The organism is Aerococcus viridans (assembly GCF_002871935.1).
GTDB lineage: Bacteria > Bacillota > Bacilli > Lactobacillales > Aerococcaceae > Aerococcus > Aerococcus viridans_B.
The window spans coordinates 125,803-138,163 of sequence record NZ_PNHQ01000003.1 but is presented as its reverse complement, the minus strand read 5'-3'; the positions used below and the strand labels follow the sequence as shown (position 1 = coordinate 138,163).

Annotated in this window: 8 protein-coding genes; all 8 read left to right on the top strand. The window is 33.9% G+C overall.

The annotated features are described in order from the left end of the window. The first annotated feature begins 1,137 nt into the window (after positions 1-1,137). Positions 1,138-1,338 (top strand): LPXTG cell wall anchor domain-containing protein, encoded by a 201-nt coding sequence (locus tag CJ191_RS09320; protein ID WP_308409771.1) that lies wholly within the window; start codon positions 1,138-1,140, stop codon positions 1,336-1,338. 382 nt (positions 1,339-1,720) lie between these two features. Continuing rightward, entirely contained in the window at positions 1,721-2,968 is a 1,248-nt protein-coding gene (gene secY2, locus CJ191_RS02225) for an accessory Sec system protein translocase subunit SecY2 (protein ID WP_102198855.1), read from the top strand. A 14-nt stretch (positions 2,969-2,982) separates the two neighbouring features. Next, a complete protein-coding gene (gene asp1 / locus CJ191_RS02220; protein ID WP_180960915.1) occupies positions 2,983-4,509 on the top strand; it encodes an accessory Sec system protein Asp1 in 1,527 nt (508 codons plus the stop codon). Then, the gene (gene asp2 / locus CJ191_RS02215; RefSeq protein WP_102198853.1) at positions 4,510-6,057 is read left to right on the top strand and encodes an accessory Sec system protein Asp2; all 1,548 of its coding nucleotides are present in this window, start codon (positions 4,510-4,512) and stop codon (positions 6,055-6,057) included. Positions 6,058-6,071: 14 nt separating this feature from the next. Continuing rightward, positions 6,072-6,947 carry an accessory Sec system protein Asp3 gene (gene asp3 / locus CJ191_RS02210; RefSeq protein WP_070468312.1) on the top strand — a complete coding sequence of 292 codons (876 nt, stop codon included), beginning with the start codon at positions 6,072-6,074 and terminating at the stop codon, positions 6,945-6,947. A gap of 29 nt (positions 6,948-6,976) precedes the next feature. Continuing rightward, positions 6,977-9,331: an accessory Sec system translocase SecA2 gene (gene secA2 / locus CJ191_RS02205; RefSeq protein ID WP_102198852.1), complete on the top strand. Its 2,355-nt coding sequence runs from the start codon at positions 6,977-6,979 to the stop codon at positions 9,329-9,331. 10 nt (positions 9,332-9,341) lie between these two features. Next, the gene (gtfA, locus tag CJ191_RS02200; protein ID WP_070468315.1) at positions 9,342-10,847 is read left to right on the top strand and encodes an accessory Sec system glycosyltransferase GtfA; all 1,506 of its coding nucleotides are present in this window, start codon (positions 9,342-9,344) and stop codon (positions 10,845-10,847) included. After that, positions 10,840-12,180 (top strand): accessory Sec system glycosylation chaperone GtfB, encoded by a 1,341-nt coding sequence (gene gtfB, locus CJ191_RS02195; protein WP_070468317.1) that lies wholly within the window; start codon positions 10,840-10,842, stop codon positions 12,178-12,180. The genes gtfA and gtfB overlap by 8 nt, the downstream gene beginning before the upstream one ends. Positions 12,181-12,361 lie beyond the last annotated feature (181 nt).

Genomic DNA, 12,361 nt, shown 5'->3' with positions numbered 1-12,361 from the left:
TCTGCATCTGAGTCAGCTTCAACAAGCGCATCTGAATCAGCATCAGTAAGCGCATCTGAGTCTGCATCTGAGTCAGCTTCAACAAGCGCATCTGAATCAGCATCAGTAAGCGCATCTGAGTCAGCAAGCGCATCTGAATCAGCATCAGTAAGTGCGTCTGAGTCAGCATCTGAATCTGCGTCAGTAAGCGCATCTGAGTCAGCGTCAGTAAGTGCATCTGAATCAGCATCATTAAGTGCGTCTGAGTCAGCATCTGAATCAGCATCAACAAGCGCATCTGAGTCAGCTTCAACAAGCGCATCTGAATCAGCTTCAACAAGCGCATCTGAATCAGCATCATTAAGTGCGTCTGAGTCAGCATCTGAATCTGCATCTGAGTCAGCATCAACAAGCGCATCTGAATCAACATCATTAAGTGCGTCTGAGTCTGCGTCTGAATCTGCATCTGAGTCAGCATCAGTAAGTGCGTCTGAGTCAGCATCTGAATCAGCATCATTAAGTGCGTCTGAGTCAGCATCTGAATCAGCATCAACAAGCGCATCTGAGTCAGCTTCAACAAGCGCATCTGAATCAGCATCATTAAGTGCGTCTGAGTCAGCATCTGAATCAGCATCAGTAAGCGCATCTGAATCTGCATCTGAGTCAGCATCAACAAGCGCATCTGAATCATCTTCAGTAAGTGCGTCTGAGTCAGTATCAACAAGTGCATCTGAGTCATCTTCAGTAAGCGAATCTGAATCAGCGTCAGTAAGCGCATCTGAGTCAGCTTCAACAAGTGCGTCTGAATCAGCGTCAACAAGCGCATCTGAATCAGCGTCAGTAAGTGCATCTGAGTCATCTTCAGTAAGCGAATCTGAATCAGCGTCAGTAAGCGCATCTGAGTCAGCTTCAACAAGTGCGTCTGAATCAGCGTCAACAAGCGCATCTGAATCAGCGTCAGTAAGTGCATCTGAGTCAGTATCAGTAAGCGCATCTGAATCAGCGTCAGTAAGTCCATCTGAGTCAGCATCAACAAGCGCATCTGAATCTGCTTCAGTAAGTGCGTCTGAGTCAGTATCAACAAGTGCATCAGTGAGTGAATCTGAGTCAATTTCAGAAGCTACTTCAGAGTCATTGTCTACGTCTGAATTAACTTCAATGAGTGCATCCGAATCACTTGAAGAAGCGATTGAATCTGAAATCCATCGTGCAGAAAATGAAGCTGATGACTTACTTGATACGAGTGGAGTATTACCGAATACTGGATCAATGTTTAATGGTTTTTCAAATATTGGTGCATTATTAACAGCACTCGGATTGGGCGGTTTATTTACTAAAAAGAAAAAAGATGAAAAATAAGTTATTTCCGTAAAGGTTTTTAGTTTCAAAGATTGAAAAATGATAAAAGCTGCTTAAGTATATTAAAAGTGCTAGAGAATATTGAAAGATAGTCTCTAGCACTTTTTTACTGTGATGAATTATCATTTTGGCTCTTTATCCAATAGGACTGATGATAAAAAGTCATCAGTTCTATATATTGTAGAGCCATAATTTTTGTTAATTTGATGAAATATAAATTACTTAAATAAAACTATAAGAATGATTTCATTTCAAAGTGTTTCAAACGAGAAACTGACATTCGATTTCGAATAATTTCTAGTAAAATATATAATGAGTTATTTTCTTTTTAATAATTGGAGAAAGAAAGAGATTAGCAAATATTCTATAGAGGAAGTTTTTAATGAATAATAAAAGACACACAATCAATCAGGGTATGCTAAGTACTCGAATAACTTTTACTTTAATCATTTTAACCATCTTTATTATAGGAAGGAATATTCCATTACCTTTAGTAGATGTAGAACAGTCAGTAAATAATTCTCATTTTTTTGAGGCAATTAGTATGGCTACAGGAGGAGATATAGCTAATCTTTCTGTTTTTGTTTTAGGTATTGGTCCATACATGTCTATGATGATTTTATGGCGTTTTATCACTCTAGGTGATTTCATTGATGAACGTAAAATGCCAACTAGGATAGTAGATAGATGGAAAAGTATACTTACACTGATTATTGCTATTATTCAAAGTCTTGGTATTTTATCGAATGTGCAATTTAATCAACAAATAAGTTTTTTAAATAATTATTGGTTAGTCTTAATGGCTACTTGTTTATTTTCAGTTTCAGGTACTTTTTTTTTAATATGGCTAGGTAATCAAAATGCATTATTTGGATTCGGTAATACAACTATTATTATTTTAGCGGGTATTATTCTTAAATGGGTTGATTTTATAAAAGAGCTATTTTATTTAGATAGCACAATGTTTTCTGAAGTGCAACTACAGTTTCTACTATTTTTAGGTTGTTGGATAGTTTTTATATTTATTACCTCAATATTTGTTGAACTGTCTGAACAACGTGTTCCTTTACACCGTATAACACTTAGTGGTCAGTTTGCAAATGACTCTTATTTACCCATAAAGCTTAATCCGGCTGGAGGATTGCCCATTATGTACGCTTTAACAGTAATGAGCTTACCGCAATATTTATTTCAAGCGCTCACACTTATCATTCCCAATAATAAAGTATTGCAATATTTAATTTTACACTTACAGATGAGTGATCCATTGGGTGTAATTACTTATGCTTGTTTAATATTTGGATTAGGTATAGGTTTTGCTTTCGTTAATATTAGTCCCAGAGATCTAGCTGAGGATTTACAAAAATCTGGAGATTATATTGCTAATGTACCCAGTGGCAAACCTACTTACGATTATCTAACAAAAAAGGTTGGGGGAATGGCTTTCGTTGGTGCAACTTGGCTGACTATAGCAACGACCGTACCTTGGATTATTGGATTATTAGAACCCTCGTTAAGCGAAGTAAGTACCTTGGTTGCGAATGTTGTTATTTTGGTATCAATAGTAGCCACAATTATTCAAGAGATTCAAACTGTGTATATAAGAGGGCAATATGCGTCAATCTTGTAGAAAGGAGTATGGAGATGTATTACTTTATACCAGCATGGTATCAAGAAAAATTATCGCTACCTTGGCAATATCTTTCTAAAGAAATTGAATTTGATGATACTGTGAATCAAAGTAGAATGTTTGCTGCCCAATCATTGTCAACTAATTTATTAGTATTAAATTATCTACCAAACTTAAGAACCTTTTTAAATCGACAACAATTATTAAATATTTCATGCTGGTCTCTTTTTGATCAGTTACAAGGAATTGAACAAGAGAAATTGAGTACCATCCAACCTTTTAATTATAAGGAATTAAATTGGCCTAAGGATATTCAATTTATCACCACACCATATGTTATTGTAGCGATGAACGCTAATGCCATGTATGCAAAGATTTACTTTAATGAAGCAGGGAACGTGTTATGGATTGATCATTTTGAAGAAGGCCTTATATATAGAAGATATGTTATTGATGATAGGGGTTTTATATCTAGTATTCAAATATATGAACAAGGTGAACACATATCTACTACTTTCCTAAATTTATTAGGTGAAAAACAATTTATATATTTTGTAGAAGAGGGTACCTTTGAAATATTTGAAAATGCTAAGATACAAGGAAAATTAAAACAACGATTTTTTGCTTCTAAATCCTCACTCATAGAAGCAGTTTTGAATATAAAAATCAAAGAATTTACAGCAGAAGATGTAGTCGTCATAGCTGCTAGTAACGAGCATAATCGATACTTTTTAGATAATGAAATACCAGGAAAAAAAGTTTTGTCATTTTTTTCTGAAAGAAATAATGATGAGTCCTATATAGATTATGAGAACGTTAAAGGTATTGATTTTTTTGTTGCCGATTCTGACAGTATTTTAAAAAATGTAGCGCCGTTAACTGATCAAGTACCAACTGCTATAATTTCGCCATATGATAGTCGATTGAATTTAGGTGTTAGTCAAGAAGTTAAAGAATTAAATATATGGGTAAATATCGATAACATTCAAAAGGACTTAATATATAAAATTGGAGAATTGCTGTTCAAAGAAATTCAACGTAATAAAGATATTCGAGTGATATTTGCTAGCTATAACGAACAGAATGACCAAAATTCTGAGATAGTAAAATTTGTGAAAACTTTAAATAATAGATTTATCAGCGAAGAATCGTTTAATGAAAAGATAAATGCACTGAATATTGAAACAGAAGATGAAGAATATTTTGTGTTCAGACAAGTAAGAGAAGAGTTGACAGTCATTTCTTCATTTTCAACTGTTAGATTAGTAATTGATTTAAGTGAAAACCCACATCTTTATACTCAAATTGCGAGCATTAGTGCAGGAATCCCTCAAATCAATCAACGAGAAACACCGTATGTAAAACATGAAGAAAATGGTTATATTATTCAGTCTATTGAAGACCTGCCACTAGCCATTCATTATTATCTAGATACTTTGAAAAACTGGAATCGTTCGTTAGTTTTTGCGATAGAAAAGATTGCAGAAAACAATAGTGAACAACTAGTGAAAAAATGGGCAAAATACTTGGAGATTGAATAGATGGATAAAAAGCTACATATTTTACAAATTGGTAGAGAGCGTTGGGAATCACGGAATGAAGATGGTTTAATTTGGTATTATATCAATGTTTGTGATGATGTGGATGTACAGCAAGAGAAGCTACATGTTGTTTTAAACGCAAATGAAGATAATGAAGAAGAGAATCACCAGGAAAAAATAACATCATTTGATGTCGTTATTATTTCTGAATTGGGCACAAATTTTGATTTTTCTTATCTACAGCAATATATAGAACCCTACACCATTTTAGTAAATCAGGAACTTTCTGATACTATCATTAATCATTTTCCTATATTTAAATATTTATTCGTGCATTACATTGATATGCAGGATATTACAAGCGTAATTGCTACAGTAAAAAAAGATTTTTTTATTGGCCAAAATGGCACGAAATTGCATGTGAAAAATATTGTGGTAAATCATGTCGATAATTGTAGTATCTACTACAATGGCAATAACTATGTTGAAATTAGTGAAATTAATCAAAGTGACTACGTTCAATTGCTTTATTGGAAGTACAATATAGGATTAGGAAGTGATGCAACGACTGATTTGTGGTTAGAGTACGATGCTGATAATCAAATAGATTTGAGATTAGTTTTACATTTTATTGACTCAGCAGGCGAAGTAATACGTCGTACTTTTACACAAACAGAAATGGCACACAATATCAATGTGAATGTTGAACAGTTTACCTATTTAGCAGCATCTATTGAGGTAAAAGGGCAAGGTACTATTAAAGTTGGTCCGCTTCACTATCGGAAATCTCGCGAACAATATGGTGAAATGTTGTTAGGTGGGCAAGTTAGTCGAGATAGCCAGCGAAACGAATTCTTTTATTACTTTAATCCAGGAGATCTACAACCACCATTAAATGTTTATTTCTCTGGCTATCGAACTGCAGAAGGTTTTGAAGGTTATTGGATGATGAAGAATTTAGGTAAACCGTTCCTATTAATAAGTGATCCACGTTTGGAAGGTGGATGTTTCTATGTGGGTTCATCAGAATATGAGCAAAAGATTGAGCATGTCATTCAAACCTATTTAGATTTGTTATCATTCTCTACTAAACAATTAGTTATTTCTGGTTTATCAATGGGTACTTACGGTGCTATTTACTATGGTGCTAGATTAGAAGCACGTGCAATCGTAGTGGGTAAGCCATTAATTAATTTAGGCGATATTGCAAGGAACGTACCTTTACACCGACCAGAAGCCTTTGAAACTTCATTAGATTTGGTTAATAAGTTCATTGACCAAGAGGAAGAGCGTTACGAAAAGTTAAACAATAAAATTGTACCATATTTAGAAAAAGCGAAATTTCCAGAAGATAGCACCATTGCCATAGCCTATATGATGCAGGATGATTACGACAGCCAGGCATATTTTGATTTATTAAACTATCTCAGCGAAAAAGAAATCAACATTATTAGTAAAGGATTAGTAGGTCGACATAATGACAATAGTCCTGGTATCAACCAATGGTTTTTCGCACAATTGAAAAGGTTAAATATAAGTATTGGATAAATGGGAGATGAATTATGTCTAACTGGAAACCAATCAATATCATTAAGTGGGGACAATTAAGACAAGAAGATTTTTTATACGGTAGCCAAATTCGCTATAGCACCGACTCAGAATTACTGTATTGGGAGAATACTTTAATGCCTTCTGGAAAGGTTATTCACGAATGGTCCTCACGGGTTCATTACCAAGAAACACGCGAACCAATTCAATTACCGACTTTGGTACCAGGTAATCACTATGCTTTACAAGCTGTAGTTTCAAATAATGTTGAAGGAAAGTTAAAAATCAAGATAGCATTCTATAATTATCATCATGATCTAATTCAAGAGATGTTTTATGATTTGAATCAAATTGAATTTTCTATACCATCACAATGTTTATTTTATAAGATTACGCTCATTAATGCTGGACTGGATAATTTTATATTTAGAGAACTAATTCTTTATGAAGAAGATAAGCAAACTCAGACATTAGACAATGCAAAGTTATGGCGAAATACTCTTCAACATATTGATTTAAACAAAGATTTTTTAAACATACAGATAACTGGTAGAGAGCCTGTTACAGGCAGAGTGATAACTGAGATTGAAGATAGTAGATTTTCGAACCAAGCTATTTCTATATTAGCAACCGGTATTGAGTGTCGTGAAACATATATTACAAAAGAAATTAAAGAGCTGGTGAAAGAATTTTCATCATTGGAGCAAGTAAATTTATTATTCGTTGAAAAGAAAGATATAAATATCTGGCAAATATTGAAGGATTTAAAAGAAGAAGGAATAACACCTAACCTATATTCTTTAACAAATGGACAAGCAGATAGAGATGATTTGATGTTACCTCTCTATAAACGTACCTATATGCCTTTGGATATGGGTAAAGATTGCTAGGATAAAACAATGTGGAGGTAGGTGAAAAAATGCGATTAAATCAACCTGTTCGTAGGAAGTATGTCACTATTTTAAAGCAAATTAATCACTTAGCTAAAGAGATGGCAGACTTGAGTGATGGGAAATTACAAGCTAAGACAGCACAATTTAAAGAGCGACTAGTGGCAGGAGAAAGCTTAGATGATATATTGCCTGAAGCTTTTGCAGTGGTACGAGAAGCTGATAAGAGAGTTTTAGGTTACTACCCCTATGATGTTCAGGTACTCGGTGGAATTGTTCTCCATCAAGGAGAAATCGCCGAAATGAAAACAGGAGAAGGGAAGACCTTAACAGCAACTCTTCCCTTGTATCTAAATGCTTTAAATGGTGCTGGCGCTATGATTGTGACGACGAATGATTACTTGAGTAAACGTGATTATGAAGAAATGAGTCCTGTTTTTCAATGGTTAGGTTTATCTGTTTCGAATGCTATAGAAGATACTGGTAAAGACAATAAATTGACCGCCTTAGAAAAAAGGGCGATTTATGATGCAGATATTATTTATACGACGCATGCGGGCTATGGGTTTGATTATTTATTTGAAAACCTGGCTGCTAGTAAAGATGACCAATACCTAAGAAATATAGATTATGTCATTATTGATGAGATAGATGAAGTGTTATTGGATGGCGCTCAAACACCTCTAGTTATTTCAGGAATGCCACGTGTGCAATCAAATTTATATATTATCACCGATCAGTTTATTCGGACATTAGATGAAAATATTGACTATCAATTTGATGAAGATAGGGACAATGTTTGGCTAACTAAAAAAGGCATAAGAGCTTGTGAAAGATATTTTAAAATAGATAATTTATTTGACCCCAAAAATATAGAGCTAAACCGTCATGTATTCTTAGCCTTAAGAGCTAATTTTTTATATGAAAAAAATCGTAACTATATTGTTTCTAAAGGGGAAGTAAAGTTATTAAATGAACAAACCGGACGAATAATGGAAGGCACAAAATTACAGTCTGGGTACCACCAAGCGCTTGAAGCTAAAGAAGAGGTTGAATTAACAGCTAACCAACGAGCGATGGCTTCTATTACTTATCAAAATCTATTTAAAAGATTTCCAAAAATTGCTGGAATGAGTGGTACTGCAAAAGTTGCGGAAGCAGAATTTCAAGAAACCTATGGACTGAATGTGACCGTTGTACCAACTAATAAACCAGTAGCAAGAATTGATGAACCTGATCAATTCTTTATGACTTTGGAAGAAAAGGTAACTGCTGTAATCGATTTGGTAAATAGTGTTCATGCCACTGGCCAGCCAATTCTATTAGCTACAGGTTCAGTTGGTATGTCTAAATTGTATTCAGATATTTTATTAAGTATTGGTATTCCACATAATGTATTAAATGCTTATAACTTGCCTAAGGAAGCAATGATTATCAAAGAAGCTGGACAGCTTGGTGCAGTCACTATTGGAACATCAATAGCAGGTAGAGGAACTGATATTAAGTTAGGAAACAAAGTTAAAGAAATTGGTGGATTATATGTTATTGGGACAGAACGGATGGAAAGTAAAAGAATCGATTTACAATTGAGAGGACGTTCTGGAAGACAGGGAGATCCAGGAAAAAGTAAATTTTTTGGCTCATTAGAAGACCAATTAATTACTAAATGGAGTGAGCAACAGTTAAGTATTGATAAGTATAACCAAGGTAATCGTCCTTTAAGTCAAAAGAAACTGATAAGAATTTTTGATTTAGCCCAGGATGCTAGTGACTCAGCCGGAAGATCTAACAGACATATGTCTATGGAATTTGATGAGAGTTTACGTATACAAAGAGAAATTATTTATCAGGACCGAAGCCAAATTATCAACGGAGATAGGAAATTATCCTTTGAAATGATCCGGACTAAAGTGGATGAGGCTTTTGATATTTTTCTGCGAAATAACTATCCTTTAACAAAAGAAAGGTTAAAACGGTATATTTTTGACCATCTATCCTATCAACTACCAGAGGAAATTAACCAAGTTGATTTGAAGAATTTAGATGAAGTGAAGCAACTATTGCATCAAATTTTCGCAGATCAATTACATACTAAGCAATTGGAAATAACGGATCCAGATTTATTAGAAGTCTTTTTACAGAAAGCGGTCTTAAAATCAATAGATGAAGGTTGGATAGAGCAAGTGGATTACATGGAGCAATATAAGAAGATTGTAACCAGTCGCCAAGTAGCCCAAAGAAATGTGATGACAGAATACGAAAAAGAAGCAACTCGTGCTTTTAAAAGAATGAGAGAAAATATTTATACTAACATGGTAAAACATTTAGCCTTATCTTATTTTGAAAGAAATCAGAAAGGTGAATGGATAATACAATTCTCATAGGAGAGATTAGATGACAATTTATAACATTAACAAAGGTTTAGGTTGGGCAAGTAGTGGTGTTGAATATGCACAAGCTTACCGTGCAAAATTACTAAATCGCGCTAAAATACCTGCAAAATTTATTTTTACGGATATGTTTACTGGAGAGAACATCCAACATCTATCTGAGAATATCGGCTTTCAAGATGATGAAGTTATTTGGCTTTATCAATATTTTTCAGATATCCCGATTGCAGCCACAACCTATACAATTACTGATTTCAAACAAACTATACGTCAACCTATTATTAATGAAGAACGTAATGGAAAAATATATCGGTGGTACTTTTCTGGGGAACAAAATTATTGTACAGGTTATCTCTCAAACGAAGAAGACGACTTTCTACAAAGGGTAGAATTTGTTCAAAATGGTATTTTAACAAGAAAAGACTATTATTCATTTACAAGAGTATTTTCTGAGTATTATCTACCACATGAGAAAAAAGCTACTGTATATCAACGCAGATTTTTTAACCAAGATGGTACAACGGCGTTAGAAGAAATTATTGATGAATCGGAGTCGATTTTCTTAATCAATAATCAAATATTTTATAGTAAGGAAAAATTCATCGGTTATTTTATTCGTCAACTAAATCTTACTGCCAATGATATTGTCATCATAGACCGGGCAACGAATATTGCACAAGCGGTTCTAGAAAATAAAGGCACTGCAAAGGTTGGAACAGTTGTACATGCAGAGCATTTTAGTGAATCAAGCTCCACGGATAAGCACTTATTGTGGAATAATTATTACGAGTATCAATTCACTAATCGCCAAGCGATGGACTTTTTCATTACAGCAACCGAAACACAAAAAGATCTCTTAAACACACATTTTGTACGAGACAATAAGCCAATGTCTAAGATTTTTACTATTCCAGTAGGTGCTTTGGAAGAATTAGTGAAACCGACTGCTCATCGTAGGCCATATGCAATCCTAACGGCCTCTAGATTAGCTGAAGAAAAACATATTGATTGGTTAATTAAAGCAGTTGCAAAAGCAAAAGAAACGCTACCACAATTAACATTTGATATTTACGGTGAAGGGGGTAGCAAACAAAAACTGCTAAAATTAATTGAAGAATTAGATGCTTCAGATTACATTCAATTGAAAGGACATGCTGACTTAAAATATATATATAAGCAGTATGAATTGTATTTGAGTGCTTCAACAAGTGAAGGCTTTGGGCTTACCCTTATGGAGGCTGTGGGTTCTGGATTACCAATAATAGGTTTCAATGTTCGCTATGGGAATATCACTTTCATCAATGATGGAGAAAATGGCTATCTTTTACCATTTGATGATATTTTTAATAATGAAAAACACATTCAACATTTATCGGATGCATTGGTGCGGTTTTACGAAAATGATATTCAACAAATGCAACAAGCATCTTATGATTTAGCAAGAAAATTTTTAGAAGATCAAGTACAAGAAAAGTGGGAAAACCTAGTAAAGGAGCTTTTAGATGATTAATTTATTAAATGATTATAGTTCACTAAGTAAAGATTTTCACCAATCATTAATAAAAGCAGGATTTTCCTATCCGACCTTTGTTTGCCAAGATGATGGTTTCTTGCCTGATGATGTCCAAAGTATTTATCAACTTTGGCTAGATAATCCATTAGACGGTGAACCACTTTATTTTAATGAGCTTGCAGTCCCAGAGTTTTGGGAGATATCAGCGACAAATCAATCAGGTGAAATTATTGACTATCATAAGAAAAGAGGACAAATCCATTTTGCAAAAATAAGTGAAAGTAGAGTTATAGAACGTGTAGAATGGTTTGATGAGCATGGAAATATACGGTGGATAGATGGCTATAATAAACAAGGGATACGTTATAAGCAGACAGTTTTAACAAAGGATCAACGTATGATGACGACTACTTATTTCGATAGTAACGGTCGTGAAAAGATTATTTATAACCATCACACTAAGACTTACATCTTAATGGAAGAGCATGGAATGCAATTATTCCAAACAGAAATAGATTTTATCATTTATACGCTACGAGCACACGATGTAAATCTTTCATATATCATCTATAATACATTAGCACTGCCTTTCCTAGTTATGTTGCATAGTAAGGAAACTAAGGAAAGTACCCTAATTTGGCAAGAAGATACGAAGGGTGAAATACCTGGTAATATGCAGATGATTTTAACTGGTTCAACAAGTACCAAACAGATTGTTGTGACAGATAAAATATACGCTGATCACCTTAAAGTACTTGTTTCAAGTGACAGTGATATTCCTATCTATGATTTGGGATACATTTATACATTTAAAAAGAATGAGCACTTGATAAATGAAGCGATCATTGCGACAAATTCTGATCAAATATTACATTTAGAAGAAATAGTTCAAAGGTTACCGCAGTTAAAAATCCATGTAGTAGCCCTAACAGAAATGTCCACTAAATTAACCAACTTGAATCGTTATGAAAATGTTCAATTATATCCCAACGCTAGCATGCAGAAAATCAGAAATTTATATGAAAAAGTAGGTTGGCTCTTAGATTTAAATTATGGTAATGAAATAGTAAATGCAGTTCGATCTGCTTTTGATTATCAAATGGTTATAGTGAGTTTTGATGAAACAACGCATAATCAAAAGTTCATGTATCCGAATCTTGTATTCCAACGTATGCAACTCGATGAAATGATTCAATTATTAAAAATGAGTATTGAGAATCCTGAGATTCATAGTAAGTTGCTTGTTAGTCAAAAACTAGCAGCGAATTCAGTAACAAAATCAGATTATGTCGAAATATTTAAAGAGATTGAGGGATATTTTGATGTCTAATAAAAGTAAAGACCTATTTCAAACAAGAATTGATCAGCAAATGAAAGCTGAACGTGATAGAAATCATAAATCAAATAAAAAGAAACCAAAGAATACCATTGGGACACTAATGTCTATCATTATTGGTGGATCGGTGATTTTCGGACTACTTAGAATTCTTATAATGTTATTTTAGAGGGGG

Coding starts and splice junctions, on each gene's coding strand:
- asp2 (WP_102198853.1), top strand. CDS start 4,510: ATGGATAAAAAGCTACATATTTTACAAATTGGTAGAGAGCGTTGGGAA.
- secY2 (WP_102198855.1), top strand. CDS start 1,721: ATGAATAATAAAAGACACACAATCAATCAGGGTATGCTAAGTACTCGA.
- asp3 (WP_070468312.1), top strand. CDS start 6,072: ATGTCTAACTGGAAACCAATCAATATCATTAAGTGGGGACAATTAAGA.
- gtfA (WP_070468315.1), top strand. CDS start 9,342: ATGACAATTTATAACATTAACAAAGGTTTAGGTTGGGCAAGTAGTGGT.
- asp1 (WP_180960915.1), top strand. CDS start 2,983: ATGTATTACTTTATACCAGCATGGTATCAAGAAAAATTATCGCTACCT.
- gtfB (WP_070468317.1), top strand. CDS start 10,840: ATGATTAATTTATTAAATGATTATAGTTCACTAAGTAAAGATTTTCAC.
- CJ191_RS09320 (WP_308409771.1), top strand. CDS start 1,138: ATGAGTGCATCCGAATCACTTGAAGAAGCGATTGAATCTGAAATCCAT.
- secA2 (WP_102198852.1), top strand. CDS start 6,977: ATGCGATTAAATCAACCTGTTCGTAGGAAGTATGTCACTATTTTAAAG.